General features: G+C 71.9%; 28 protein-coding genes and 2 pseudogenes. 17 read left to right on the top strand and 13 right to left on the bottom strand.

Features of this window, described 5'->3' with window-relative positions; all coding sequences use genetic code 11:
* Positions 1 to 61: 61 nt before the first annotated feature.
* Positions 62 to 628 (top strand): MarR family winged helix-turn-helix transcriptional regulator, encoded by a 567-nt coding sequence (locus tag VIG79_RS05740; protein WP_331883262.1) that lies wholly within the window; start codon positions 62 to 64, stop codon positions 626 to 628.
* Positions 625 to 2,301 carry an MDR family MFS transporter gene (locus VIG79_RS05735; RefSeq protein ID WP_331883260.1) on the top strand — a complete coding sequence of 559 codons (1,677 nt, stop codon included), beginning with the start codon at positions 625 to 627 and terminating at the stop codon, positions 2,299 to 2,301. Before VIG79_RS05740 ends, VIG79_RS05735 begins: the two co-directional genes overlap by 4 nt.
* A gap of 87 nt (positions 2,302 to 2,388) precedes the next feature.
* Here VIG79_RS05735 and VIG79_RS05730 read toward each other — a convergent pair whose 3' ends face one another.
* Positions 2,389 to 3,828 (bottom strand): DHA2 family efflux MFS transporter permease subunit, encoded by a 1,440-nt coding sequence (locus VIG79_RS05730; protein WP_331883257.1) that lies wholly within the window; start codon positions 3,826 to 3,828, stop codon positions 2,389 to 2,391.
* A 50-nt stretch (positions 3,829 to 3,878) separates the two neighbouring features.
* Here VIG79_RS05730 and VIG79_RS05725 point away from each other — a divergent pair, with 50 nt between their 5' ends.
* From VIG79_RS05725 to VIG79_RS05715, 3 genes are read left to right on the top strand one after another with little or no spacing between them, the layout of a single operon-like run.
* Positions 3,879 to 4,583 carry a TetR/AcrR family transcriptional regulator gene (locus tag VIG79_RS05725; RefSeq protein ID WP_331883254.1) on the top strand — a complete coding sequence of 235 codons (705 nt, stop codon included), beginning with the start codon at positions 3,879 to 3,881 and terminating at the stop codon, positions 4,581 to 4,583.
* A gap of 52 nt (positions 4,584 to 4,635) precedes the next feature.
* Positions 4,636 to 4,872 carry an antitoxin gene (locus VIG79_RS05720; protein ID WP_331883251.1) on the top strand — a complete coding sequence of 79 codons (237 nt, stop codon included), beginning with the start codon at positions 4,636 to 4,638 and terminating at the stop codon, positions 4,870 to 4,872.
* Entirely contained in the window at positions 4,869 to 5,297 is a 429-nt protein-coding gene (locus VIG79_RS05715; RefSeq protein WP_331883248.1) for a TA system VapC family ribonuclease toxin, read from the top strand. Before VIG79_RS05720 ends, VIG79_RS05715 begins: the two co-directional genes overlap by 4 nt.
* A 49-nt stretch (positions 5,298 to 5,346) precedes the next feature.
* Here VIG79_RS05715 and VIG79_RS05710 read toward each other — a convergent pair whose 3' ends face one another.
* Genes VIG79_RS05710 through dnaK form a run of 5 tightly spaced genes read right to left on the bottom strand, consistent with a single transcriptional unit; the run spans position 5,347 to position 10,478 of the window.
* A complete protein-coding gene (locus VIG79_RS05710) occupies positions 5,347 to 6,294 on the bottom strand; it encodes a hypothetical protein (RefSeq protein WP_331883245.1) in 948 nt (315 codons plus the stop codon).
* Positions 6,291 to 6,797, bottom strand: a complete 507-nt coding sequence (locus VIG79_RS05705; RefSeq protein WP_331883243.1) for a heat shock protein transcriptional repressor HspR — start codon at positions 6,795 to 6,797, stop codon at positions 6,291 to 6,293. The genes VIG79_RS05710 and VIG79_RS05705 overlap by 4 nt, the downstream gene beginning before the upstream one ends.
* Before the next feature lie 13 nt (positions 6,798 to 6,810).
* Positions 6,811 to 7,833 (bottom strand): DnaJ C-terminal domain-containing protein, encoded by a 1,023-nt coding sequence (locus tag VIG79_RS05700; protein WP_331883241.1) that lies wholly within the window; start codon positions 7,831 to 7,833, stop codon positions 6,811 to 6,813.
* A gap of 36 nt (positions 7,834 to 7,869) precedes the next feature.
* Positions 7,870 to 8,553, bottom strand: a complete 684-nt coding sequence (locus VIG79_RS05695) for a nucleotide exchange factor GrpE (protein WP_331883238.1) — start codon at positions 8,551 to 8,553, stop codon at positions 7,870 to 7,872.
* A complete protein-coding gene (dnaK, locus tag VIG79_RS05690) occupies positions 8,550 to 10,478 on the bottom strand; it encodes a molecular chaperone DnaK (RefSeq protein WP_331883235.1) in 1,929 nt (642 codons plus the stop codon). The genes VIG79_RS05695 and dnaK overlap by 4 nt, the downstream gene beginning before the upstream one ends.
* A 203-nt stretch (positions 10,479 to 10,681) precedes the next feature.
* On the opposite strand from dnaK, the gene VIG79_RS05685 reads away from it, so the two are divergent.
* Complete coding sequence (locus VIG79_RS05685; protein ID WP_331883233.1) at positions 10,682 to 11,278, top strand: adenylate kinase; 597 nt, start codon at positions 10,682 to 10,684, stop codon at positions 11,276 to 11,278.
* On the opposite strand, the gene VIG79_RS05680 is transcribed toward VIG79_RS05685, so the two are convergent.
* Together VIG79_RS05680 and VIG79_RS05675 are read right to left on the bottom strand one after the other, a co-directional pair.
* Positions 11,241 to 12,101: an ABC transporter ATP-binding protein gene (locus VIG79_RS05680; RefSeq protein ID WP_331883230.1), complete on the bottom strand. Its 861-nt coding sequence runs from the start codon at positions 12,099 to 12,101 to the stop codon at positions 11,241 to 11,243. The two genes, VIG79_RS05685 and VIG79_RS05680, sit on opposite strands and share 38 nt — an antisense overlap.
* Positions 12,098 to 15,184: an FtsX-like permease family protein gene (locus VIG79_RS05675; protein WP_331883227.1), complete on the bottom strand. Its 3,087-nt coding sequence runs from the start codon at positions 15,182 to 15,184 to the stop codon at positions 12,098 to 12,100. Before VIG79_RS05675 ends, VIG79_RS05680 begins: the two co-directional genes overlap by 4 nt.
* A gap of 94 nt (positions 15,185 to 15,278) precedes the next feature.
* Here VIG79_RS05675 and VIG79_RS05670 point away from each other — a divergent pair, with 94 nt between their 5' ends.
* From VIG79_RS05670 to VIG79_RS05650, 5 genes and pseudogenes are all read left to right on the top strand, one after another.
* Positions 15,279 to 15,983: an ABC transporter ATP-binding protein gene (locus tag VIG79_RS05670; RefSeq protein WP_331883226.1), complete on the top strand. Its 705-nt coding sequence runs from the start codon at positions 15,279 to 15,281 to the stop codon at positions 15,981 to 15,983.
* 240 nt (positions 15,984 to 16,223) lie between these two features.
* A pseudogene (locus tag VIG79_RS05665) lies at positions 16,224 to 16,661 on the top strand (SDR family NAD(P)-dependent oxidoreductase); the annotation flags it as partial.
* Entirely contained in the window at positions 16,568 to 17,005 is a 438-nt protein-coding gene (locus tag VIG79_RS05660) for an SDR family NAD(P)-dependent oxidoreductase (protein ID WP_331883332.1), read from the top strand. The pseudogene VIG79_RS05665 and the gene VIG79_RS05660, both read left to right, overlap by 94 nt.
* Before the next feature lie 9 nt (positions 17,006 to 17,014).
* A complete protein-coding gene (locus VIG79_RS05655) occupies positions 17,015 to 17,398 on the top strand; it encodes a YciI family protein (protein WP_331883225.1) in 384 nt (127 codons plus the stop codon).
* Positions 17,398 to 18,663 (top strand): GNAT family protein, encoded by a 1,266-nt coding sequence (locus VIG79_RS05650; RefSeq protein WP_331883223.1) that lies wholly within the window; start codon positions 17,398 to 17,400, stop codon positions 18,661 to 18,663. The genes VIG79_RS05655 and VIG79_RS05650 overlap by 1 nt, the downstream gene beginning before the upstream one ends.
* Here the strand turns inward: VIG79_RS05650 and VIG79_RS05645 are convergent.
* Entirely contained in the window at positions 18,660 to 19,121 is a 462-nt protein-coding gene (locus tag VIG79_RS05645) for a MarR family winged helix-turn-helix transcriptional regulator (protein WP_331883222.1), read from the bottom strand. The two genes, VIG79_RS05650 and VIG79_RS05645, sit on opposite strands and share 4 nt — an antisense overlap.
* Before the next feature lie 56 nt (positions 19,122 to 19,177).
* Here VIG79_RS05645 and VIG79_RS05640 point away from each other — a divergent pair, with 56 nt between their 5' ends.
* Entirely contained in the window at positions 19,178 to 20,383 is a 1,206-nt protein-coding gene (locus tag VIG79_RS05640) for an NAD(P)/FAD-dependent oxidoreductase (protein ID WP_331883220.1), read from the top strand.
* A 332-nt stretch (positions 20,384 to 20,715) separates the two neighbouring features.
* Here VIG79_RS05640 and VIG79_RS05630 read toward each other — a convergent pair whose 3' ends face one another.
* On the bottom strand, positions 20,716 to 20,871 hold the full coding sequence (locus tag VIG79_RS05630) for a hypothetical protein (protein ID WP_331883334.1): 156 nt from the start codon (positions 20,869 to 20,871) through the stop codon (positions 20,716 to 20,718).
* 156 nt (positions 20,872 to 21,027) lie between these two features.
* Between VIG79_RS05630 and VIG79_RS05625 the strand changes: the two genes are divergently transcribed.
* From VIG79_RS05625 to VIG79_RS05615, 4 genes and pseudogenes are all read left to right on the top strand, one after another.
* Complete coding sequence (locus tag VIG79_RS05625) at positions 21,028 to 21,246, top strand: hypothetical protein (protein ID WP_331883218.1); 219 nt, start codon at positions 21,028 to 21,030, stop codon at positions 21,244 to 21,246.
* A complete protein-coding gene (locus VIG79_RS05620) occupies positions 21,243 to 21,845 on the top strand; it encodes a class I SAM-dependent methyltransferase (protein WP_331883215.1) in 603 nt (200 codons plus the stop codon). Before VIG79_RS05625 ends, VIG79_RS05620 begins: the two co-directional genes overlap by 4 nt.
* Before the next feature lie 425 nt (positions 21,846 to 22,270).
* A pseudogene (locus VIG79_RS19740) lies at positions 22,271 to 22,402 on the top strand (PfkB family carbohydrate kinase); the annotation flags it as partial.
* A 97-nt stretch (positions 22,403 to 22,499) separates the two neighbouring features.
* Positions 22,500 to 23,294 (top strand): transglutaminase family protein, encoded by a 795-nt coding sequence (locus tag VIG79_RS05615; RefSeq protein WP_331883213.1) that lies wholly within the window; start codon positions 22,500 to 22,502, stop codon positions 23,292 to 23,294.
* 18 nt (positions 23,295 to 23,312) lie between these two features.
* Here VIG79_RS05615 and VIG79_RS05610 read toward each other — a convergent pair whose 3' ends face one another.
* From VIG79_RS05610 to VIG79_RS05600, 3 genes are all read right to left on the bottom strand, one after another.
* The gene (locus VIG79_RS05610; protein WP_331883210.1) at positions 23,313 to 23,960 is read right to left on the bottom strand and encodes an LON peptidase substrate-binding domain-containing protein; all 648 of its coding nucleotides are present in this window, start codon (positions 23,958 to 23,960) and stop codon (positions 23,313 to 23,315) included.
* A 131-nt stretch (positions 23,961 to 24,091) separates the two neighbouring features.
* Positions 24,092 to 24,313 carry a hypothetical protein gene (locus tag VIG79_RS05605; protein WP_331883207.1) on the bottom strand — a complete coding sequence of 74 codons (222 nt, stop codon included), beginning with the start codon at positions 24,311 to 24,313 and terminating at the stop codon, positions 24,092 to 24,094.
* Between the two features lie 223 nt (positions 24,314 to 24,536).
* Positions 24,537 to 25,025, bottom strand: coding sequence for a type VI secretion system tube protein Hcp (locus tag VIG79_RS05600; RefSeq protein ID WP_331883205.1), 489 nt, complete (start codon positions 25,023 to 25,025; stop codon positions 24,537 to 24,539).
* 86 nt (positions 25,026 to 25,111) lie between these two features.
* Between VIG79_RS05600 and VIG79_RS05595 the strand changes: the two genes are divergently transcribed.
* Positions 25,112 to 25,957: an alpha/beta fold hydrolase gene (locus tag VIG79_RS05595; RefSeq protein WP_331883203.1), complete on the top strand. Its 846-nt coding sequence runs from the start codon at positions 25,112 to 25,114 to the stop codon at positions 25,955 to 25,957.
* The last annotated feature ends 16 nt before the right edge of the window (positions 25,958 to 25,973 follow it).

Below are 25,973 nucleotides of genomic sequence, written 5' to 3'. Positions count from 1 at the left end.
TTCGTTGCGTTGGTCAACCTTTAAGGCTATAGTTGCGTGTCACAACCAATTGGAGCCCGTCATGACCGTCAGCGAACCCGTCGCCCTGGAGATCGTCGGTGCCTTGTCCGGACTGATCCGGACGGCGCGTTCCTACTCCCACCTGCGTCACGAGCAGCTCGGTCCGACCGGCATCGCCCTCGCCATCCTCAAGCGCCTGCACGAAGAGCCCAGCCGCTCGGGCGACATCGCGTGCGCGCTCGGCGTCTCGGCGTCCGCCGTGTCACGGGCGGTCGCCACCGTCGAGTCCCTGGGCTACGTCGTCCGCCGGCCCGACCCGGCCGACGCGCGGGCGTCGCTCCTGTCGCTCACGGCCGGCGGCGTCCAGTTCCTCGCCGAGCAGCATCGCGAGCACGCGCGTCGCGTCGCCGCCGTCCTCGACGGGTGGGACGACGCCAAGGCGCGCGAGGTCCTCCAGGGCCTGACCGAGCTCGACACCGCCCTCAGCCGCACCGTCTCGGACATGCGCACGGGCGGCATACCCGCACTGAACCCCCTGACGGATCCCTTGAGCACCGCGTTCGCCGACAGCGTCGCCGACGACACCACGAAACAGAACCCGAACCAGAACCAGAAGGCGTACGCATGACCGTCACCACCGAACGTCCCACCGACTCCGAGGGCGGCACCGTCGCCCTCGAGGAGCCCAGCAGTCGTACCGCGCTGCGCACGCGCCCCAAGGGCCGCCACCGCGCGACTGCCGTCGTCCGCGCCAATTCCATTCCCGGCGAGATGAGCCACGGCGAGATCCTCCGCGCCATGACCGGCCTGCTCGCGGCGCTGTTCACGGCGATGCTGTCGTCGACCATCGTCGCGACCGCGCTGCCCACGATCATCGGCGACCTCCAGGGCACGCAGAGCCAGTACACCTGGATCATCACGGCCTCGCTCCTCGCGACCACCGTGACCACTCCCATCTGGGGCAAGCTCGCCGACCTGTTCAGCAAGAAGGTGCTCGTCCAGAGCGCGACGGTCGTGTTCGTCGCTGGTTCGGTAGCCGCGGGGATGGCCCACAACGTCCCGTTCCTCATCGCCTGCCGCGTCGTCCAGGGCATCGGCATGGGCGGCCTGACCGCGCTCTCCGCGGCCATCATGGGCGCGATCGTCGCCCCCCGCGAGCGCGGTCGCTACGCCGGTTACATGGGGGCGGTCATGGCCGTGGCCACGGTCAGCGGCCCGCTGCTCGGCGGGTTCGTCGTCGACTCGTGGGGATGGCGCTGGACGTTCTACATCTGCGTCCCGCTGGCGATCGTCGCGATCGTCGTCCTGCAGACGCAGCTGCACCTGCACACGGTGCGGCGGCAGCCGAAGATCGACTACCTGGGCGCGTTACTCATCGCCGTCACCGCCAGCCTGCCGCTGCTCTGGGTGACCTTCGCGGGCACCGACTTCGCCTGGCTCTCGTGGCCGTCCGCGGCGTTCGTCGTCGCGACGATCGTCTTCGGCTGGGTCACCCTCCGCGTCGAGCGTCGGGCCTCTGAACCGTTGGTACCGCTGAAGGTCCTCGCCAACCGGACCGCCATCCTGTCCATCGTCGCCAGCGTCGCCGTCGGGATCGCGATGTTCGGCGGGACGACGTTCCTCGGCCAGTACTTCCAGGTCGCGCAGGGCTACAGCCCGACCAAGGCCGGACTCATGACCATCCCGCTGATGGTCGCGGCGATGCTGTCGTCGACGATCGCGGGCCAGATCATCAGCCGGACCGGACGCTGGAAGGCGTTCCTCGTGGGCGGCGGCATCTTCCTCGTCGTCGGCCTGGCCGGGCTGTCGCTGCTGCGGCACGACACCCCTGCCTGGGAGAGTGGCATCTCGATGGCGGTCATGGGCCTCGGTATGGGCGCGCTGATGCAGAACCTCGTCCTCGCCGTCCAGAACACCGTCGACGTCCGGGACATCGGCGCGGCCTCCGCGGCGGTCTCGTTCTTCCGCTCGCTCGGTGGCGCCGTCGGGGTGTCCGCCCTGGGTGCGGTGCTGGCCGGCCTCGTCCAGAACAAGGTGCACGACGGTCTCGTCGCGCTAGGCCCGGCGGTCACCGCGGCAGCCGGTTCCGGCGAGGCGGGCACGCTGGACCTCAAGGGCATGCCCCCGGTGATCGCGACCATCGTGCGGACCGCGTACGGCGACGCGACCGGCCAGATCTTCCTCGTGGCCGCCGTCGTCGCGGTCGTCGCCCTGGTCGCGGTCGTCTTCATCCGCGAGGTTCCGCTCCGCACGACAGTCGCCCTCGAGCGCCCCGAGACCGTGGCCGCCGAGCGCGCCTGACCGCGGGCTTCCACTCGTGTGGAGCCATCGCCCGATGGAGGTATGTCCGAGCGCTCCAGCGTCTCGGATATACCTCCACCCGGCTGATTAGGCGTGCTCCTCCTGCGTGACCTTCGGGAGCAGCCCCACCAGGGCGAGCGTCACCGCATACAGGACCGTCGCACACACCAGCACCACCTGCGTCGCTCCGACGAACCCGCCGTCGAGCTCCACCCGCGAGAAGAACAGCGTGCCCAGGGCGGCGACGCCGATCGCCCCGGAGAACTGCTGTACCGCGTTGAGCAGGCCGGAGCCGGTGCCGACCTCGGCCTCCGACACGTCGCCGAGGATGTAGCCGAACAGCGGCACGAAGACGAGTCCTGAGCCGAACCCGGACACCAGCAGCGCCGGGGCGACCGACCACGACGTGAGGTCGGTGCCGAAGTGTCCGACCGACCACCACAGGCCGATCATCCCGATCAGCGCGATGCCCAGGCCGAGCTGCAGCGTGGCCCGACCGAGCTTCGCCGCGAGGAACGCCCCGGCGAGCCCGGCGCCGATGGCGGTGCCCAGCGCCCACGGGATCAGCGAGAGGCCGGAATGCAGCGGCGTCCAGCCGAGGCCGAGCTGCATGAGCAGGTTGAAGGCCAGGGTGAACCCGGTCAGCGCGGTGAAGAAGGCGGCGATGACGACGAGGCCGACGACGAAGCTGCGCTTCTGGAACAGCGACGGCTCGATGACCGGGTGGTTGCTCCGTCGCTCCGACCGGACGAACAGCGCGAAGACGCCGAGCGAGCCGATCATGAGGACCCACGTCCAGGCCGGCCAGCCGAGCTCGCGGCCCTGGACCAGCGGCACCATGAGCATCGCCGAGGCCAGCGTGAGCAGGGTGACTCCCCGCAGGTCGAGCCGCGCGTTGCGGTTCTCACCGGTCTCGTGCGGCAGGCAGCGCCACGCGAGGGCGAAGGCCACGACCCCGATCGGCACGTTGATGAGGAAGATCGCGCGCCAATGTGAGCCGGCGAGGTTCGCGTCGATGAGCCAGCCGGCGAGGATCGGTCCGGCCACGCCCGCGAGACCCATGACCGGGCCGAAGGGGATGAACGCCTTGCCCAGCTCTTCCGGCGGGAAGGCGACCTTCACGAGCGCCAGTCCCTGGGGGATCATCACGGCGCCGAACAGGCCCTGTAACACCCGCGCGACGATGAGCCAGCCCGCGCCCGGCGCGAGGCCGCAGGCGAGTGACGCCAACGTGAAGCCGGCCATGCCGACGAGGAACATCCGGCGCCGCCCGAACAGGTCGCCCAGGCGGCCGCTGGTGACCAGTCCCAGGGCGAAGGCGGTGGTGTATGCCGCGAGCACCCACTGCAGCGTGGTGTCGCCCCCGCCGAGGTCGGCCCGGATCGACGGGCCGGCGAGGTTCGCGACGGTCGAGTCGACGAGGTCCATGACGTCGGCCACCAGGACGACGACGAGGACCATCCAGTAGTGCTGCGCGACGAGGGACGGGGCGGTCGAGGTCTTGGACGAACGCTGTTCGATACTCACGAACGGTGTTCTACCGACGAACGGCGTTCGTGTCAAGTAGAGTCCGCGGTATGCCCGTGGACCGGCGGATCGAGCGGCAGCTCCGCAAGCTCGAGAAGCGGGCCGCCCAGTCCTCCCGGAAGCCACCGCTCAGCGTCGAGCGGATCGTGCAGACGGCCCTGGACATCGTTGCGGCCGAAGGGTTCGAGGCCCTGACAATGCGTCGGGTGGCGGCCACCCTGGACACCGGTCCGGCGTCGCTGTACGCGCACGTCGTCAACAAGGCGGACCTCGACGAGCTGCTCATCGGGTACCTCTGCTCGCGCATCGTCCTACCCGAGCCGGATCCGGAGACGTGGCGAGAGCAGATCTTCGACCTCGCGGCGCAGATCCGCGACCAGTACCTGCGCTACCCCGGCATCTCCCAGGCGGCGCTCGGCGTGGTGCCCTCCAACCCCGAGGCGCTGCGCCTCAGCGAGGGCATGCTCGGCATCCTCCTGGCCGGCGGCGTGCCCGCTCAGACGGCAGCGTGGGCGATCGACGCGCTCAGCCTCTACATAAACGCGTACTGCCTCGAGCTCGGGCTGTGGGCGAGGCAGCTGGAAACCGACGGCGGGTGGGTGGCCACCCACGACACGTTGATGGGCCGGTTCGAGGCGCTGTCGGCGGACGACTACCCGCTCACCAAGCGGTATGCGGCCGAGCTCACCGCCGGTGAGGGCCACGATCGGTTCGACTTCGCGATGCGGACGATGATCAACGGCCTCGGCCGCTGACTGACCGACCGGTCCAGAGAGCAGTACGATGCGCTGATGATATGATGCGGTGATGCGAACGACCCTGGACATCGATGACGTGGTCCTCACCGTGGCCCGAGTGCGAGCCCGCGAAAGGGGGATATCGCTGGGTGCTGCGGTCTCCGAGCTCGCTCGACGCGGACTGTCGACGAGTGCTGGCGTCTCGAGGGCGTCCACGACCGGGTTTCCCGTCTTCGAGGCGCCTACCGGCGCGCCGGTCGTCACCGACGACACGGTCCGCCGGTATCGAGACGAGTCCGAGGGGTGAGTGACTTCCTCCTTGACGTCAACGTCCTGGTCGCTCTCAGCCTCACCACCCATCAGCATCACGCGGCAGCGACACGCTGGTTCGGGCAGGGCGTCACCTGGGCCACCACCCCGATGACGGAGGCCGCCTACCTGCGGCTCCTGACCAATCCGCGGGTGACCGGTCACGAGATCGGCGGGGCCGAGGTGCTCGCTGCGCTCGGGGAAATGAGGGCGGTGCCCACGCACCGGTTCTTGGCGGACGACTCGTCGCTCGCCGAGCCCCACGTGGACACGTCGTGGCTGGCGGGACCGTCACAGGTGACGGACTTCCACCTCCTCAACCTCGCCGCAGCCCATCAGCTGCGGCTGGCCACGTTCGACGCCTCGTTCGCGCGTGCTCTCGCGCCAGGCGATCGCCGGCATCTCCACGTGCTGACCGACTGACGACGGCGCTCGGTTCAGGGCATCCACAGCGCCCAGCGGTGGGCCGCGGTCAGCGGGCATCCTGCGGGCCACCACGCGAAGGCCGGCGACGAACTGCGTCCTGGGGTCCGTCTGCCAGCGGCGCCGGCGTGATGTCCTCGAAGTGGGCGACCACCGCCGAGAGGGGGGCGACGGGCCACGCCATCAGCAGACGCGGTGAGAGGCGCAGGTCGTGCGCGGCCTGCTCCCGCTCCCAGTCCGGCAGCGTGCGAACGCGGAACGGCCGACCCTCAACGGTGACCTGTTGCTGCGTGAGGTCGAGCAGCATCGCCGGTCCCGCGACGCCGACAGCGGTCCCGTCCGACCCAGCGGGGAACCCGCCCTGTCCCCACGACGCGTGCCAACGCAACGACCTGGTGTCGGCGAGGCGTTCCGGCCGACGCACCGTCACGACCTCGAGCGCCAGACGGCCCCAGAGACCGGCGGAGGACGTCCCGTCGAGGCCGTCGAGCCGACCCAGGAAGCGCGCCGTCACGCGCTCGACCGGCGCGTCCTGAGGCCCCGCGTCGATACCGGCCCCGATACGTGCCCGCAACGCGAGAGCCGCCTGGAGCAATGTCCAGTCAGCGCTGCGCAGGACCAGTGCGGCGGGCAGCTCGGACGTCCTCGTGGAGCCGAGGCCGACCCGTACCCACCCCTCCCGCGTTCGGATCGCTGCTGGATCACCGGACGCGTCACGAGCGGCGTCCCAAATGCGGGTCGCTCTCGGAAAGTCGGCCGGGAGGACGAGCCGGTCCAGGCCGGCAGCGGCGCGGCCGGGGGCCAGTCGCACGAGCACGCCGATCTGGGGTGGGTCCGAGACCGTCGAGCCGGGTGGGCGCAGGAAGTACACGGGCAGGGCGACCTCCCGGCCGAGGCCGGCGTCACCGGTGCGGCGGCGAGCCGCCCGCTCGGTCAACGACGCCGGGTCGAGGCCGCTGGAGATCGCGGTCTCGCGCCGCTCCCAGGGAGGCCTCACCGAGGAGCGCTGGGGCGACCGAGGCCGGGCCGCCAGAGGACCACGGCCTGCGAGGCCGATCCGAAGCGGGGCGGCCGCTCGCCCGGGCGGACGGCGACGATCTCGCCCCCGGTGCCGGCGGCGAAGATCCGGGAACCCAGCTGGGCCCGCGCGTCGGCCCGGTCGGCCTGCTTGGTCAGGGCGTCGGCGAGCTCGGAGATCCGGGCGCGCAGCGCGGCGACCTGGTTCTCCAGCTCGAGGATCCGCTGGATCCCGGCGAGCGAGACGCCCTCCTCCTGCGACAGCCGCTGCACCTCGCGGAGCAGCGCGACGTCGCGGCCGGAGTAGCGCCGGCCGCCGCCGCGGGTGCGCGACGGCGAGACCAGGCCGAGCCGGTCGTACTGCCGCAGGGTCTGCGCGTGCATACCGGCGAGCTGGGCCGCGACCGAGATGACGAACACCGGGGTGTCGTCGTCCGGGCCGAAGCTCGATGGCTCCGTGGAGGTCTTGCGGGGCGCGACCATGCCGGAGCCCCGCTCAGGCCCGCGCCCGCTCGAAGAGCTCGGCGCGCGGGTCCTGGCCGGCCTCGTCGGCCTGCATGGCCTCGAGCGCCTCACGCCCGGCGTCGGTCAGCCGCTGCGGCACGACGACCTGCACCTTGGCCAGCAGGTCCCCGCTCTTGTCGCCGCGCTTCACGCCGCGGCCCTTGACCCGCAGCACACGACCGCTCGGGGTCCCCGGCGCGATCTTCACGCGGACCGGCGAACCGTCCAGGGTCGGCACCGACACCGTCGCACCGAGAGCCGCCTCCGGGAACGTCACCGGCAGGTCGACGGTGAGGTTGTCGCCGTCCCGGCCGAACACCGGGTGCTTCTCGACGGTGACCGTGAGGATCAGGTCGCCCGGCTCGGCACCGGCGTCACCGCGAGCACCCTTGCCGCGCAACCGGATCTTCTGCCCGTCGCGTACGCCGGGAGGGATCCGCGTGGTGATGCGCTGGCCGTCGGCCGCCTCGAGAGTCACGGTCTGACCGGCCACCGCGTCGCGGAACGACAGGTTCGTCCGGGCCTGCACATCGGCTCCCTTGCGTGGTCCGCGGGGGGCGCCGAAGGTGTCGTACCCGCCGTAGGTCGACCCACCCGGGTAGGAACCACCGGCCTGCCCGAAGAGGCTGGCGAGCAGGTCCTGCATGTCGGGGTCGTTCGCCGAGCTGTTGCTCGTCGAGTAGCGGGTGCGGGTGTTACCGCCGCTGAACATGCCGCTGAAGATGTCCTCGAAGCCGCCGGCCGACCCGCCGCCCCCGGCGGTGAACCGGGCGCCGCCGCGCGTCATGGCGCGGAGCTGGTCGTACTGCTGGCGCTGCTCGGGGTCGGACAGGACGGAGTACGCCTCGCCGATCTCCTTGAACTTGGCCTCCGCCGCCGTGTCGCCGGCGTTCTGGTCCGGGTGCAGCTTGCGGGCCAGCTTGCGGTAGGTCTTCTTGATCGTCGCCGCGTCGGCGTCGGAGGAGACGCCGAGGATGGCGTAGAAGTCCTTGTCCAACCAGTCCTGGCTAGCCATCTCGGCGTCCCTCCTCTCGGTTCCGTATGCGAGCGCTCACTGCGGGTCGGCGACCGAGACCCGTGCGGGCCGGACGACCCGCTCCCCCATCTTGAACCCCGGCTGGATCACCTGGACGACCGTGGTCGTCGTGGCGTCCTCCGGAAGCTCGGCCTCCACGTGCATCAGCGCCTCGTGGATGGCCGGGTCGAACTCCTCGCCCTTGGCGCCGATCCGCTCGACCCCGAACCGCCCGAGGATGCCGTCGAGCTTGTCGGCGATCGCCGCGAACGGCGTGCCCTCGAGGTCGCCGTGCTCGCGCGCGGCGTGGACGTCGTCGAGCACCGGCAGCAGCGCCTCGACCACCTGCGTGACCCCACGGTCGCGCGCGAGGTCGCGGTCGCGGTCGACGCGCTTCTTGTAGTTGACGTACTCCGCCTGGAGGCGGCGCAGGTCTTCGAGGTGCTCGGCGGCCTTCTGGGTGTCCGGGTGGACATCGCCCACCGGCGCCTCCTCGATGACCTCACCCTCGATCTCGTTGTCCACCAAGGATCCTGGCGTGTCGGGGATGTAGACGTCGTACTCGTCGTCACCTCCGGGCTCGGACGAGGCCTCACCGCCGTGGCCGCCCTGCCCGGAACGCCCGGCGGCCTCGTGACGACCACGCCCGGATCCGCTGCTCGCGGGTCCGGTGGGACCGGCCGGCTCCTCGCCGACCGGCTCCACCGGCTGGTCCGTCATGTGCGGTCCTGCGGGCCGTCGGTCTCGTCGTCGACGATCTCGGCGTCGACGACATCGTCGTCGGCGGAACCAGAACCCGAACCGGCCTCGGCGTCGGTGGCCGAGTCCTGCTGACCGGCGTCGCCGGAGCCGGCCGAGGCCTCCTCCGCCGCACTGGCCGCATACATGGCCTGACCCATCTTCTGGGAGACCTCGCTGAGCTTCGCCGTCTTGGCTTTGATGTCCTCGACGTCGGTACCCGGAGCGTCCTTGCTGCCGACCGCGGTCTTCAGCTCGGCGAGCGCCGCCTGGACCTCGGACTTCTCCGCCTCCGGGACCTTCTCACCGTTCTCGGCGAGGAACTTCTCGGTGGAGTAGACCAGCTGGTCGGCGGTGTTGCGGGCGTCGATCTCCTCGACCCGCTTCTTGTCCTCCTCGGCGTGCGCCTCGGCCTCCTTGACCATCCGCTCGATCTCCTCCTTGGGCAGGGCGGACCCGCCGGAGATCGTCATGGACTGCTCCTTGCCGGTGCCCTGGTCCTTGGCGGTGACGTGGACGATGCCGTTGGCGTCGATGTCGAAGGTGACCTCGATCTTCGGCACGCCGCGCGGCGCCGGCGCGATGCCGGTCAGCTCGAAGGTGCCGAGTCCCTTGTTGTGCTGCGCGATCTCGCGCTCACCCTGGAACACCTGGATGAGGACGGACGGCTGGTTGTCGTCGGCCGTCGTGAAGATCTCGCTGCGCTTGGTCGGGATCGCTGTGTTGCGCTCGATGAGCTTGGTGAACCGGCCGTGCTGGGTCTCGATGCCGAGGCTGAGCGGGGTGACGTCGATGAGCAGGACGTCCTTGCGCTCACCCTTGAGGACTCCGGACTGGAGGCTCGCGCCGACCGCGACGACCTCGTCCGGGTTGACGCCCTTGTTGGGCTCCTTGCCGCCGGTCAGCTCGGTGACGACCTTGGAGACGGCCGGCATACGGGTCGAGCCGCCGACGAGGACCACGTGGTCGATGTCGGAGACCTTGATGCCGGCGTCGGCGATGACCTTCTGGAACGGCGCCTTGGTCCGCTCGAGCAGGTCGGCGGTCAGCCGCTCGAACTCAGCGCGGGACATCGACTCGTCGAGGTGGATCGGTCCGTTCTCGGACATCGACAGGTACTGCAGGTTGATGTTGGTGTTCGTCGAGGAGCTGAGCTCCTTCTTGGCCTGCTCCGCAGCGTCGCGCAGGCGCTGCATGGCGATCTTGTCCTTGGACAGGTCGACGCCGCTGCTGTTCTTCACCGTGGTGAGCAGGTGCTGGACGATCCGGTCGTCCCAGTCGTCGCCACCGAGCTTGTTGTCGCCGTTGGTGGCGCGAACCTGGATGGTCGAGAAGCCGTCCTCCGGGTCCTTGCCGACCTCGAGGAGGGACACGTCGAAGGTGCCTCCGCCGAGGTCGAAGACGAGGATGAGCTCGTCCTCCTTGCCCTTGTCGAGGCCGTATGCGAGCGCAGCGGCGGTCGGCTCGTTGATGATCCGCAGGACGTTGAGGCCCGCGATCTCCCCGGCCTCCTTGGTGGCCTGGCGCTGGTGGTCGTCGAAGTACGCCGGGACGGTGATCACCGCGTCGCTGACGCTCTCGCCGAGGTAGGCCTCCGCGTCGCGCTTCAGCTTCTGGAGGATGCGCGCGCTGATCTCCTGCGCCGTGTAGTGCTTGCCGTCGATCTCCGAGGACTTCCAGTCGGTGCCCATGTGGCGCTTGACGGAACGGATGGTCCGGTCGACGTTGGTGACGGCCTGGCGCTTGGCGATCTCGCCGACGAGCACCTCGCCGTTCTTGCTGAACGCGACGACGGACGGGGTGGTCCGGCCGCCCTCGGCGTTCGCGATGATGGTGGGCTCGCCGCCTTCGAGGACGGCGACGGCCGAGTTGGTGGTGCCCAGGTCGATTCCGACCGCACGTGCCATGGTGACTCTCCTGTGGTGCTGGGTTTCGGGTGGTTCAGGCGGGCTCTGTGCTCCGGCCGCCCACACTGCCGCGCCGGACGCCGGTTGTCAAAACCAGACTCCGCAAAGTTGCGTACACTTGACTCAACTTCGTGCATGGGGTGATTGTTCCCCCCCACGACGGAAAGTTGCCGCCTACTCGGCCAGGGACCACCATCGCTGTCGTGCCCGAACGAGCCCGCCACGTCCCGCTGACCGAGCGCCGGATCCTCGTTTATGGGGTCACCGGATCCGGCAAGAGCACGGCCGCGGCGAGGCTCGCGGCGCTGAGCGGTCTCCCGCTGCACCTGGTCGACGAGCTGACGTGGCTGCCCGGCTGGGTCGCCGTGGAGCCCGACGTCCAGCGCGAGATCTTCGCGGCCATCGCGGCGACCGACGCATGGGTCCTCGACACCGCATACGCCTCCTGGCGGGACCTCGTCCTCCCCCGCACCCAGCTCGTGGTGGGCCTGGACTACCCGCGCTGGCGGTCGCTCGGGCGTCTCGTCCGGCGCACCGCGACCCGCCTGGTCGACCGGCAGCCGATCTGCAACGGCAACGTCGAGACCCTGCGTGGTGCCCTGTCGCGGGACTCGATCATCGTCTGGCACTTCCGGTCGTTCGCGCGGAAGCGGGACCGGATGCGGGCGTGGGCGGCATCGGAGGACGTTCCGATCCTGCTGTTCCGCCGACCCGCCGAGCTCGAGCGCTGGCTCGCGGTGCTCGAGCGTGACGTCGACCGGCCTAGTCAACCGGCCCCGACCCAGGGTCCTGACCGATGACCTCGGGGACGATGCGATAGCCGGCCTCGTCCGGCTCGATGCGCAACAGGGTTCCGGGCGGCAGCTGGTCGCGGATGTGCACGGGGATCGGGATGAACCCGTCGGCCGTCACCACCGCATACTCCTTGCCGCTGCGGCCCTCGCCGCCGATCCGGCCGTCGCGGATCGTCACCGTGCGGGGCAGGCGGTCGGCGACCTCGGGGTCGTGGGTGACGACGACCACGGTCGTTCCCTGGTCCTCGTTGACGCGCATCAGGGTGTCGACGATCCGCTCGCGGGCGACCCGGTCGAGCGCGCTGGTCGGCTCGTCGGCCAGCAGCACCCCAGGTGACGGCGCCATGGCTACGGCGAGAGCGGCCATCTGCAGCTGACCCTGCGAGAGACGGCCGAGCTTCGCGTCGGCGAACTCCGTCGCACCCACCAGCTCCAGGCCGCGGCCCACCCCGATGACGTCCGCCCCGAGCCGGCGCGCCTCGACCTGCGCGAACTCCACGTTCTCCCGGACCGTGAGGTAGGGGATGAGGTTGCGCTGGGCGCCCTGCAGCATGAGGGACGTCTCCCTGGCCTGGAAGGCGTCGAGCTGGCTCGGGGTGAGCGCCGACAGCTCGTGCTCGCCGACGAAGATCTTGCCCGCGCTCGGCCGGAACAGCCCGCCGAGCAGCGCCAGGAGCGTCGACTTGCCCGACCCGGACGGCCCGAGCAGCCCGACCACCTCGCCGGCACCGACGCTGAGGTCGACCCCGGACAGGGCCGCGACGTCCTGGCCCTCGGACCGGTAGATGTGGACCAGCCCGAGCGTCGTGATCGCCTGCGCGGTCGTCATACCGTCTCCCGTAGCCGTTCGAAGCTGGCGCGCCGCGCGATCCGCCGGCTGGTCACCAGGCCGACCACCGTCAGGACGACGAGGCCGAAGGCCCCTGCGACCAGCGCCGGAGCCCAGGCCGTATGCAGGTCCACCGGGAAGGTCGCCGGCGACGTCGTGAAGAGGGGCACCATGCCCACCGCCGCGGGCGCCGACCAGAGTCCGACGGCGACGCCGAGCAGGGCCGAGACGACGATGACCGGTCCGGTCTCGAGCTGGGCCAAGAGGGACAGCCGACGTGGTCGCTGACCGACCAGACGCAGGACGGCGTAGTCGCGGCTCCGGGCCCGCCGTGACGTCGATGCGAGGACGATGATGCCGGTGGCGGCGACGATGAGCGCGAGGATGCCGACGGCCAGGGCCAGCTGCAGGCTCCAGGCCGCGGCGCTCCGCCCGTACATCGCGGCGACGTCGTCGGCACGGGTCGTCTCGGACACCGTGATCCCCTGCGCGGCCAGACCCGTCGTCACCCGGGCCACGGTGGCCGGGTCGGTGGTGTCGAGGTAGGCGTAGAGGACGGCCGAACCACGCCCGCGCCAGCCCTGGGCGAGCAGGTTGTCCAGGTTGACGATGCTGGCCGAGGCGGGACCGCCCGGCACGAAGGGCACGCTGCCGCCGGAGCTGAGCAGCAGGGCGGTGCCGTCGACGTAGGACCCGCCGAAGGTGGCTCCCGCGGCGCTCGGGGCCGAGGCCGGGGTGGTGAGGGCCGGGACCACGTCGGGGACCGAGGCGTGCGGGAGGAACGCCTGGTCGGCGCCGTTGGTGGCGTACCGGAGCGTGAGGCCGCCGTTCGCGAAGGTTCCCGTCACGACGACGTCCTCCGCCGCAGTGTCACGCCAGGTCCCGGCGCCGCCCAGCTCGACCGGTTGGCCGTCGACGGTGAGCCGCGAGATCGTCACCGAGCCCTTCACCGCCGCCGTCGACGCCGGCGCCTGGACGCCGATCCCGGTGATCCGGCACCCGTCGGCGCAGGTCACGGTGGCCTGCTGGTCCCTCACGACGCCGCTGTCCGGAAGGACGCCGATCGGGACGGTGTCCACCGACCCGTCCGCCCGGGCGACCCGAAGGGCCAGCGCCAGCGACGTCGGCGCCGGCCGGACAGCGGGCGTCACGACGTCGAACGCCGGCGCGTCGAGGTGGTACGTCACGTGGGTACCGGTGAGGACCAGCGGCGGCACGGTCGGCGCCGTGAGCCGCTCCCAGGCCAACGAGCCGACGTCCACCCCCGGCCACAGGGCGATCCGACGGAAGGCGCTCGGGACGACTCCGACCGTCGTGGTCCCCTGCCCGTTCGGTGCGACGACCGCCACCGGCGTGACGTGCTCGCCCGTGGGGTCGACGGCCCGGACCGCCTTGGCCGCCGCGGCGAGGTCACCGGTGCCCAGCGTGAGGACGGTCGCCGCCCCCACCTCCGCGGCCGCCCGTCCGGCCCAGTTGCGCACGCCGACGGCGAGCGCATCGGCCGAGACGACCGTGATGCTGAGGGCGACGGTGACCACCGGCACGAGCCACCGGGTCGTCCCGCGCCGGCTGGAGGTGAGAGCCGCGGCCCCGGCGGTCGGCCGGCCGCGCTGCAGCAGCCACCGCCCGCCGACTGCGAGCAGCGACGACAGGACGCGTGCGGCCACGACCCCCACGGCCAGGGCGAGCAGGGTCGGCGCGAGCTGGCCGACCGGGCCCTTGACCGAGCCGGTCACCAGGGCGATGAAGGCCGCGGCGGCCGCCGCGACGAGCATCGCCTCGAGCACACCGAGCCGTACCCCGGTGCGCCGCGGCGGGACGCTGCGGATGAGGTCCGCCACCGGGTCCCGGCACACTCGCCGGACCGAAAGCACGGCCAGCCCGACCATGAGGAGCAGGCCGGCCAGCAGGGCCACCACCGCCGCCACGGGTACTTCGAACGGCGGGTCGGACGTGAGGACCGTGTTGCGGGCCACCGTGGACAGGCCGACCGCGAGCAGCGCCCCCAGGGGTGCGCCGATGACGACCGGCGGGAGCGTCTCCGAGAGCAACAACCGGCGAGCCCCGCGCGAACCACGGCCACGGAGGCGGGCGACGGCGACCTCGCCGCGGCGCTGGTCGGCGGCGGAGACGAGGACGAGCCAGAGCACGCAGACGAGCAACAGGGCCATCTGCGCCATGAGCAGAGGCACGGTGATCGACGCCTGCTCGCTGCCCACCCGGGCCTCGTCGGCGATGGCCGGCAGACCACTGCGTACCGTGATCGTCTCGGACGCGCGGCTGGCGGCCCGCTCGACCCCCATCGGGTACTGGACGAGACCGGTGATGGTCGACCCGATGGTCCCGATCTGGTCGATGCCCACCCGGTCGGCGAAGAGCGGGAAGTCCAGGCCGTAGACCGGCTGGAACCACGGCTCCGGCGTGCCCTTCGGTGAGGTCACGGGGTCGGTCAGCGTCTGGAGCGGGGTGAGCATGGTGTCGAAGCCGAGCTTCTGTGCGGCCGAGCCGGTCAGGCGGTCGCCGAACCAGTACGGGCCGTCGACCTGCTCGTAGACCCCGACGACCCGGAGTGTCGTGCGCGGCGCCCCCTCGAGCGAGCTGACCGCGCCGTCGAACTCCCCCACCTCGATGGTGGACCCGACCGGCGTCCCGTAGGCCTTGACCTGGTCGGCCGACACGGCGACCTCTCCGCGCGCCCGCGGACACTGACCCTCGGTGATCGTCACGTGCTCGCACATGCCCGCCCGGTTGAGCAGCCGACCCCCCGGCTGCGCGGCGAACGGCAGCGTGCGCACGTCGACGCCCGTGCTGGGGATCGGCGACCCGACGACGGTCCGCAGGCTCTCCGGGAGGAGCTGTTCGAGGGCGTCGGGGTCCAGGGCGTCCTGCCGCGCCGTCGGACTCGTCGACACGAGCCGGAGGCTGGTCTGCGCCACGCTGGCCTCGCGCAGCATCGTGCGGATCATCGCCTGCTCGAGCGCCCGCGTGTAGAGCGGCGCGAGGACGAGACAGGTCGTCACCAGAGCCCCGAGCACGACGACCACGAGGGTCTGCGCGCGGCGGTACCGCAGCGCTGCGAGCATGTGTCCTCCCGGTCGGCACTGGTGCGCGTCGACCCGCTTCGCACGGTACAACGTGCCGCCTCCGCCGGAGCCCGGGTCGCTGTAGCGTTCGATGGTGCCGACCGACAACCGGGTGGGCGAGCGCGACCGCGCCGCCGACGAGCGGCGCCGCCCCCTCCCGCTGACCGCCTCGGGCGTCACCCTCGACATCGCGGGCCGTCGTATCCTCGACGACGTCAGCCTCGACCTCGCGCCCGGCACCTTCACTGCGCTGACCGGGCCCTCGGGGGCCGGCAAGACGACGCTCCTGTGGGTGCTCGCCGGGGCGCTCGGTCCGACCAGCGGCACGGTGGCGTATGCGGGCAGCCACCTCACCGATCGCGCGGCCGCCGCCCGCGAGGGGATCATGCTCGTGCCGCAGGGCATCGCCCTCGTCGCCCCGCTCACCGCCCGGGAGAACATCGTCGTTGCGCTCATGGTTCTCGGCGTCCCGGCGAAGGAGGCCCACCATCGGGCCGACACCGCACTGGAGGAGGTCCGGCTCGGCGGCTCGGGCGACCACCTCGTCGAGGAGCTCTCCGGTGGGCAGCAGCAGCGGGTGTCCGTGGCTCGGGCGCTCGCCCTGCGCAAGAGCGTGCTGCTCGCGGACGAGCCGACCAGCGAGCTCGACGCCTCGACCCGCGAGCCGATCGTCGCGCTGCTGCGCGCCGAGGCCGACGCCGGTGCGGTCGTCCTCATGGCGACCCACGACGCGTGGTGCGCCGATCAGGCGGACGCCGAGTACCACCTCGACGAGGGCCGGATCCGCCGGGTCCGCTAGCGCCGGCTCCGGCCCTCGAGCTCCGCGAGCCATACCGCGAGCCATGTCGCACGTGATGTCGCGAGCCAGTTCGCGAGCCAGTTCGCGAGCCAGTTCGCGAGCCAGGTCGCGAGCCAGGTCGCGAGCCATGTCGCACGTCAGGTCGCACGTCAGGTCGCACGTCAGGTCGCTGTTGGTGTGGCCATCGCTCCACGTCAAGCGACATGACTCGCGACGTGACGTCCGTGCGACGATCGGGCCGTGGTCGCTGACGAGGTCGGATGCCGACGGTTCGCCGGACGCGTGGTCCTCGTCACGGGTGGCGGCTCCGGCATCGGTCGCGGCTGCGCGCACCGGCTCGCCGCCGAGGACGCGGTGGTCGCCGTAGCCGACCTGGACCGCGAGTCGGCCGACCGCACGGTCGCGGAGCTCGACGCGGCATACCAAGCCGGACATCTGGCGATCGGCATGGACGTCACCGACCGAGCATCGGTCGACGACGGCATCGCCGGCGTCGTCGCGAAGACCGGCCGGCTCGACGGTCTCGTGGCCGTGGCGGGCGGGGACGTGGCGCACCCTGGTGTGGAGCAGACCGACGACGAGGTGTGGCGGGCGATGCTCGACCTGAACCTGCTGGGCACGGTCCGTGCCTGCCGGGCCGCGATCCCGCACCTGAGGAGCAGCGACCAGGACCCCGCGATCGTCATGATCAGCTCGGTCAACGGGCTCACCGGAATCGGTGGCGAGCCCTACTCCAGCCCAAGGCCGGGCTGCACTCGCTCACCCAGAACCTCGCCGTCCAGCTCGGGCCCGACGGCATCCGGGTCAACACTGTCGCGCCGGGCACCGTCCGGACCCGCGTGTGGGAGGGCCAGCCCGGCGGCGCGGACCGGATGGCCCCCCTCTACCCGCTCGGCCGGGTAGGTGAGCCCGAGGACATCGCTGCGGCCGTCGCCTACCTGCTGTCCTGCGACGCCGGCTGGGTCACCGGCGTCGTGCTCCCGGTCGACGGAGGGCTGCTCGCCGGCCACCGCGCGCCCTAGGCTCCGGCCATGGAGCGACCGCCCGGAGCACCAGCCGTGTTCGACGTCCGTACCGTCGTCTACCTGCGCCGCGGCGACCACCCGCCCGAGCTCGACGAGGACGCCTCGACCGCCCTCCACCACGCCCATCTCGCCTACCTCGGGGAGCTCGTCGCTCGCGGGATCATTGCGGCCAACGGCCCGTTGCTCGACCAGTCCGACCCGACCATGCGGGGTATGTCGGTCTACACGGTCCCCGTGGACGAGGCCCGGCGGCTGGCCGAGTCCGACCCTGCCGTCCGGGCGGGACGGTTCAGGGTCGACGTCGCGCGGTGGTGCGTCGCGGCCGGCCGCGTCGCCTTCCCCGAGCAGGACGGTCCGGTCGGTGAGCGGGTCCGGTTCGAGGACCTCTAGTGGCGGACGGCGACCATCCCCACGCCTACCTCGCCGCCCTCGTCGAACGGTCCTGGGGCATCCTCGGCGGGAACCTCGTCGGCGCGTATGCGGCGGGCTCGGTCGCCCTCGACGCGTACCAGCCGGGGCGCAGCGACATCGACGTCGCGCTCGTGACCGCCGAGCCGCTCGACGACACCGAGAAGCACGCCCTGGTGGCCGCCCTGCGGCACGAGGCGCTCCCGGTGCCGGCCCGCGGGCTGGAGCTCGTCGTCTACACCCGGGCGGGCGCCGGCTCCGGAACGACGGATCCCGGGTTCGAGGTGGAGCTCAACACCGGCCCGGCCATGGCGTTCCGCGCGACGTACGACCCCGCCGACCGCCCAGCCGCCGACGGCCGGTTCTGGTACGCGCTCGACCGCAGCATCCTCAGCGGTCTTGACGGAGCGTTGCTCGGGCCGCCCGCGCGCGAGGTGTTCGCCGACGTCGCGCCGGACGACCTGCGCGCGCTCCTCGTCGAGGCGCTGACCTGGTGGCTACGACAACCCGGCGACCCGGGCGACGGGGTGCTCGGTGCGTGTCGCTCGCTGGTGCGGGTTCGCGACGGTGAGTGGCTGCCCAAGATCGCTGCGGCGCAACGGCTGGTGGCGTACGGGTACCAGCCCGCGGCCGTGGTGGAGGCGGCGGTCGCCGAGCGACTTGAGACGGGGCCGCCCCCGCCGAGCGTCGCGGCTCAGGCGTTCCAACGGGCCGTGCGCACCGAGACCCGGGGCACCCGACTGCGTCTGCTGACCGAGGCCGACCTGCCGGAGCTCGTCGCCCTGCAGGAGGCCGGGGGGATCACCGGTCTCGGCCACATCTTCCCGCAGGACACGAACCCGTTCCCGCGCGAGCGGGTGGCTGACCGATGGCGTACGGAGATCGCCGACCCCGGCACGGAGGCCCTCGCCGTCGAGGTCGACGGCCGGCTCGAGGGTTTCGTAGCGCTTCGCGGTGACGAGCTGCTGCACTTCGGAACCGCAGTGGACACGTGGGGAACCGGCCTGGCCGAGGACGCCCACGATCTCGCCGTGGAGCGACTGTCCCGCCGCGGAGTCGACACCGCGCGGCTCTGGGCGTTCGCGGACAACCAGCGGGCCGTCCGCTTGTACGAGCGGCTCGGGTGGCGGCGCACCGGAGAGATCCGGCCGACCACCTTCCCGCCCTTCCCGACGCTCGTCGCCTACACCCTCGACCTCACGCCGCCCTCAGCGAGCGGGATGGGCGATCGGCTGCGGGCGGTTTAGTCGGCGCCACCGTCGACACGGGTGCGGTGCCGATCCGTGAGTTCCGTGATCGCCTCGAGGTGCCGGCTCATCAGCCGCAGCTCGCGGTCGGTGAACCCGTCGAGCATCGCCTGGCCCTCCTCGACCATCGGACCGTAGAGCCGCGTGGTCCGCCCCATCCCCGCGTCGGTCATCCGGACCATGACCTGTCGGCGGTCCTCGTCACTGCGGTAGCGCTCGACGAAACCCTTGCGCGCCAACCGATCCACCAGCGCGGTGGTCGCGGCCGGCGTGAGCGCCGTGGCGACGGCCAGCTGGCCCGCGGACTTCGGCCCGTCGGCCAGCCAGTCGAGGCACCGCAGGTCGGCCGGCCCGAGACCGAGCCGACGGCCGACCGCGTCGTCGAACGCCTGCACGCTGCGCTGGTACCGCTGCATCGCCAGGCCCAGGCCGCCGACCAGGTTGTCCCGAGACGCCATGGCTGTTATTCTTTCGATTGTCGAACTATCAGATTTTGGTAAGAGAGGGTATCAGGATGACCGCGATCATCGTCGGAGGTGGCGTCGCCGGACCGGCGACGGCGCTAGCGCTCCAGCACGTCGGGGTGGAGGCGGTCGTCCTCGAACGCCGCACCGACCACAACCCCACCGAGGGCTCGTACTTCACCATCGCTCCGAACGGCCTCGATGCGCTTGACCTGCTCGGCGTCCTGGACCTCGCCCGTGAGCTCGGCTTCCCGTCGACGACGAACACCATGTACGGCGCTACCGGACGACTGCTCGGCGAGCTCAGCCTGGGCCGGCCGCTCCAGGACGGGTCGGTGGCGCTCACGGCGAAGCGCTCGCTCCTCGCCGCCCGGCTGCTCGACGAGGCCGAGCGCCGGGGGGTCGAGGTCCGGCGGGGCGCCGAGGTGGTCGACGTGGCCGGAGTCGCCAACGGTGCGACGGTCACCCTGGCGAGCGGCGAGCGGCTGACCGCCGACCTCGTCGTCGGCGCGGACGGCGTGCGCTCGCAGGTCCGTCGGGCCATCGACCCCGCAGCGCCGGAGGGACGCTACGTAGGCCTCACCAACTTCGGCGGCATCACCCGCGGCTCCGCGCTCGCGTCGACCCTTCGTCCGGAGGCCTGGCACTTCGTCTTCGGCGCGCGCGCGTTCTTCGGGGCCCACCCGACGCCCGACGGCGACGTCGTCTGGTTCGTCAACGTGCCCGAGCCCGAGATCAGCCGCGAGCGCCGGGCGGCGACGAGCCCGGAGGAGTGGCAACGACGGCTGCTGGACCTCGTCACCGGTGACCACGGCCCCGCGGCCGAGCTGGTCGCCGACGGCGTCCTGGAGCTGGCCGGCGACAACACCTACGACCTGCCGCACGTCCCGCACTGGACCCGCGACCGCCTCGTCATCGTCGGCGATGCCGCCCACGCCCCGTCGCCGAGCTCCGGCCAGGGGGCGTCGATGGCCCTCGAGGACGCCATGGTCCTGGCCACCTCGGTCCGCGACCACGCGCCGACCGCTGCCGACCTACCGGCCGCCCTCCGCCTCTACGAGCAGGCTCGTCGAGCCCGGGTCGAGCGCATCGTCAAGGCGGGCGCGCGCAGCAGCAGCTCCAAGATCCCCGGCCCGGTGGGCCGCCGGTTCCAGGAGGCCGCGATGACCGTCGTCTTCCGGTACGTCGTCACCGACCGGAGCACCGCCTGGATGACCGGCTCCCGGCTGAGCTGGGACGCCTCCGTCGTGGCGTGACCGGTACCGCCACCACCAGAACAGCATCAGCGCGCTGCTGACGACGTAGAACGAGTGCAGCAGCCAGACGGTCCGGCGGGCAGGCTGAACACGTACGCGGAGTGGACCACGTTGCCGACGTTCGCGACGACGACGTTGCTCGCGCTGTAGGAGCGCAGGTCCCGCGTCCGGACCGCCTTGACGAGATCGGCAGGTAGCTGACGACGAACAACGTGGTCGAGATCGTGCCGGCAACAAGACCGGTCTCAGATCCGGAAGGACGGCACCTCAGGTTCGGGCGACCGACCCTCAGGCGGCGGGCATCTCGGCCGACAGACCGGTCTCGTGCCAGTTCAGATGCTCGCCGCCATGTCCGCGACGAAGGCGGGGACGGTGGACGGCACCGCGTCGTCGTCCACCCCGTCGTCGTACCACCACCGCTCGGCCCACCCGAGCAGAGCGGACCACTGCGGGTACGCCGCCGCCGCTGCCGGTCGCCCGCCACCCACGAGCCGTGGGCCGCCAGCGACAGCAGGCGGTCGCCGAGGGCCGAGGCGAGGTCGGTCGCCAGCCGCTCGGCCAGGACGTCGACGCTCGCCGGCTCGTGCCCCACCCGGGCCACGGTAGACGGCGGTCTAGTCTCGTGCCGTGACGAGGAGCAGCGGATGAGGCGGCCGGTCTTGGCGATCGTGGGCGTGCTGCTGGTCGTCGTCGGCGCCGTCTGGACCCTGCAAGGACTCGGCTACCTGCCCGGCAGCGCGATGTCCGGGGTGACCCTCTGGGCGGTGGTCGGCCCGGTGGTCGCGCTGGTCGGGCTGGTCCTTCTCGTGCGGGGTCTGGGCCGGCGAGGCGCCACTCGCCCACCCGACCAGGAAGGCCCGTGACGGCGGCCGACGTCCGCGCGTACTGGGACGCCGAGGCGGCGGGGTTCGACGAGGCCGCCGACCACGGACTGCGCGACCCACAGGTCCGGGGGGCGTGGGGCCGGCTCCTGCGGGAGCACCTGCCGGAGCCGCCCGCCGACGTTCTCGACCTGGGTTGCGGGACCGGGACCCTCACGGTGCTGCTCGCCGAGGGCGGCCACCGCGTCCACGGCGTCGACCTGGCCCCGGCGATGGTCGCCGCCGCCCGCGCGAAGATCGCGGCGTCCGGAACGACGGCGACGGTCGAGGTCGGCGACGCCTCGGACCCGCCCGGCCGGGCCGGCGCCTACGACGTCGTCCTCACCCGGCACGTCCTGTGGGCCCTCCCCGACCCGTCGGCGGCGCTCTCGCGCTGGGTCCGCCTGCTGCGTCCGGGCGGTCGGCTGCTGCTCGTCGAGGGGCGCTGGTGGACCGGTGGCGGTCTCACCGCGGCCGAGACGCGACGGCTGCTGGCTCCGTATGCGCCGCGGGTCCAGACCGTGCCGCTCAGCGACCCGCTGCTCTGGGGCGGCCCGGTCGAGGACGAGCGGTACCTCTGCGTCGCGACCCCCTCCTCGTGACGGGCGACCTCGACGTCCTGGTCGTCGGCGGGACCGGCGTGGACCACACCACGTACGAGTTCCGCTGCTGCCGTTGCCGGTTCGGGACTCCCTGACCGTTCCGCCGATCCAGAGCGTGGTCGGTCCCACCGGCACCGGGGTGGCGCTCGGCTGCGCGGCCCTCGGGCTGCGGACCGCCCTCGTGGACGTCATCGGCGACGACATGGAGGGCCGCCTGGTGCAGGACCGGTTCGCGTCGGCCGGTGTCGAGCTGGCGACCGCCACGCACCCCAGCGGCACGCGCCGAGCGGTCAACCTCGTCACGCCCGACGGGTCCCGGATGTCCCTCTACGACCCGAGGCCACCGGTCGTCGTCGTGACCGACGGGGCACACGGCAGCGCGGTGCACCGCCGCGACGAGAGCCCGCTCCGCGTCCCGGGCGGTCAGCCTTCCCGGTCGGCCGGTCGTGGACACCAACGGGGCCGGCGACGCCTACGCCGCGGCGTGCCTTTTCTCGTGGCTGGCCGGTGCCTTTCACGCCGACGCCGCCCGGGCCGGCGCCGTCCCGGGGGCGTAGGCCTGCGGCAGCCCCGGCACGCATACCGGCCTGGTGGACGAACCGACGCTGCGTGGACTGATCGGCTGAGACGGCTCCGCCTCTGTTCGAATGAGGCATGCGACGCGACATCTCGGCCCACCTGACGGTGACCGTCATGGGACCGGCGACGCTGCTGTTCAGCACCGCCGTCTCCGGGACCGGGATGACGCTCGACGAGCAGCTGAGCATCCGCGTCGACGGCCTGCTGGTCGAGCCCACCACGTTCACCGACCACTACGGCAGCCGGCTGCACCAGACCACCTGCGGCGCCTCGCGGGTCACCTTCGACTACACCGCGACGGTGACCGGCCAGTCGGACCCCCTCGGCGCCGAGCCGGTCGACCTCGTGACGTTCCTGCGGCCGAGCCGTTACTGCGAGTCCGACACGCTCGCGCCGACCGCCGACGCGGAGTTCCGCGGTCTCGAGGGGCACGCGCTGCTGGCTGCGGTGGCCGCCTGGGTCCACGACAAGCTCGCCTACGTGTCCGGCTCCAGCCAGCCCACCGACGGGGCCGTCCAGACCCTGCTGGCGCGCCGGGGGGTGTGTCGCGACTTCGCGCATCTCACGATCGCCCTGCTGCGGGCTCGTGACGTCCCCGCCCGGCTCGTCTCGGTGTATGCGCCGGGGCTGGCGCCCATGGACTTCCATGCGGTCTGCGAGGCCTGGGTCGACGACTCCTGGCACGTCGTCGACGCGACCTGGCTCGCGCCTCGGCAGACGCTGTTGCGCATCGCGACCGGACGCGACGCGGCCGACACGGCGTTCCTCACCAACAACGGCTCCGAGCTCACGCTCGACGAGCTGCAGGTCTGGGCCGTCGCCGACGTGCTCCCGAGGGACGACTGGACCTCGCTCGTGCCGCTGCGCTGACCAAGGACCCGCGTCGGGTCAGTTGAGGCTGGGCGGCGTGTTTCCCGGGCTGGCGGCCAGGCCCAGCTCGGCCGCTAGCGCGGACTCCCGCTGGGCCAGCCGGCGGACCAGCGCGAGCCGCGCGGCGGTCTCCGAGACCTCCAGCAGCCGCTGCCGGTCGTCGCGGTCCAGGTCCAGCGACTCCGCCGCCCAGTACGCGAGCAGCTCAGGCTGGTCGGGCGGCGTGGTCAGCTCGAGGCCCAGGGCGACGCCGTGCACCTGCACCGCCTCACGAACCGCCTTGCTCAGCAAGGGAAGCCGCGCCTCGTCACCCGTGAGCTCCTCGAGCCACGTCACCTCGCCGGTCATCCACGGCGTGCCGGCCGCCTCGTCCACGGCGTCCAGCCGGAACCGCCTCGTCCCGTGGCTGAGCACGAGGAAGAGCCCGTCGGTCACCTGCACGAGGCGGTCGAGCACCGCGAGGCACCCCACCGAGTACAGCTCGTTGACCCGCTCGCCGACCTCGTAACCGTGCCGGATCGCCACGACGCCGAACCCGAGCTCCTCGCCCTGGCTGTCGATGAGGCGGCGCAACAGGGCCAGGTAGCGGTCCTCGAAGACCTGCAGGGGGAGCTGCATACCGGGCATGAGGGTGCCGCCCAGCGGGAAGAGCGGGAGCAACGCCACCTGTCGATGCTAGAGCGGCGAGACGAGGAGCATCTCGTCGGCGGCGACCTGGAACGCATACGGAACGATGACGGTCCTGGTCTCGACGTGGGTCAGCCGCTCCCGCAGCGCACCGACTAAGCCACGAGCACCTAGGGGATCGGGTACTCGGTCAGGTAGCTCACGTTCGAGCCGTTCGGTCCGGGCGTGGCGGGGGCACCGACGTCGTTGACGATGTGGTCGATGGTGCCGGCGTTGTTGAGCGACACGGTCAGCAGGCTGTGCAGCCTGACCCCCGGTGTGACCGGCACCTCGAACCCATGGGTCGCATGGAGAGTGGGGTTGACGTTCGTGTAGATGTACGCGCCACCCACACAGCTCGTTGGTCTTCACCGAGTCGGCGACCTTGTAGGCCGCATAGCCGAGGATGCCGTCGTGCTGCCAGTCCGCCTGGGTCGGCGCGTCATAGGGGAACTCGTTCTGGAAGAAGATCGTCTTGCCCCGCTCCCCGGACCAGATGACGTTCTCCTTCTGGAAGTGCTCGGAGAACATGCCGGTGGCCGTGACGTCGTCACCGCGGACGATGACCGAACCGGTTCAGCCCGGACCGTGGCCGACGAGGTCCCAGGTGAACTCGGAGACCGACCCCATGCCCCCGGTGGCCGACTGCTGGGTGTAGGCGACGTGGATCTTCCCGAAGCCCAGCGCGACGTTCTCCACCGGCCGGTCGGGGTCCACCGCGTCGGCGAGCAGACAGGCGGTCACGAGGACGTCCTCGAGGTCGACGACGAGGTACTCGACCGGCCGCGGACCACCGCCGGTCACCGTCAGCCGGCCGGACCGTACGTGCCGCCCGCTCGCGACCGCGAGCATCAGGGCGGGTGACGCCCTGTCGATCAGCTTGCTCACCGAGAGGTCGGTGAACGTCGCCCGGCCCGCGCCGCCACCACCACCGCCACCACCGCCGCCGTGGCCGGACCCGGCGTTCGTCACGCCGAGCGACCAGGAGGTCACGTCGATCTCCTTGGCGTGGCGGGCGTCCCGGGACTCGCCCTCGATGCCGTCCAGCTTGAGGAACACCGCCATTGCTCGACTCCCCGTCTCGTCACCGATACGACACCCGAAGGATGGCAGTGAGCGGGGTGGGAGGGAAGACGACAGGATGAGATCTCGTGAGCACCTCCACGTCGGGCATCACCGAGTACACCCGTGACGGGCTGACCTTCGACGTCACCGACCGCGGCGACCCATCGGCGCCGGCGGTCCTGCTGCTGCACGGGTTCCCCGAGGACCGACAGTCCTGGGCCGCCGTCGCCGACCGCCTGGTCGACGCGGGACTACGGACCCTGGCACCGGACCAGCGCGGCTACAGCCCCCGGGCCCGGCCCGACGAGCCCTACCCGCAGGCTTATGCCCTGACCGAGCTGGCCGACGACGCACTCGCCCTGTTGGACGCCGCGGGGGTCGACCGGGTCCACCTGGTGGGGCACGACTGGGGCGGAGCGCTCGCATGGATGCTCGCCGGGGCGCACCCCGACCGGGTGGCCACCCTCACCGTGCTCTCGACGCCACACCCGGCTGCCCTCCGCCGCGCGGCCACGAGCACCCCGTGGCAGCTCGCCCACTCCAGCTACATGCTCTTCTTCCAGATGCCGCGGCTGCCGGAACGCGTGCTCCTGCGGCGGCTGGAGGGCCTGCTGCGCTCGTCCGGGATGCCGCGGGCCGAGGCCGAGCGCTACGCCGGCCGGATGCGCGAGCCCGGCGCCCTCACCGGCGCCCTGGGCTGGTACCGCGCGATGCGGCACTCCCGCGGCGCCGTGCACCGGAGCCGGGTCCCGACAACGTTGGTCTGGGGCCGGCACGACGGGTTCCTCGGGCGCCAGGCGGCCGAGTCGACCGGGGCGATGGTGCTCGCCGACTACCGCTTCGTCGAGGTCGACGAGGGCCACTGGTTGCCGGAGCGCCAGCCGGACCTCTGTGCCGCGGAGATCGCGGCCCGGGTGGCCGGCACGGTCTGACGGTGGTCCGTGATGG

Source organism: Lapillicoccus sp., assembly GCF_036559105.1.
Taxonomy (GTDB): Bacteria; Actinomycetota; Actinomycetes; order Actinomycetales; family Dermatophilaceae; genus Lapillicoccus.
This window is presented reverse-complemented; position numbering and strand designations above follow the sequence as displayed.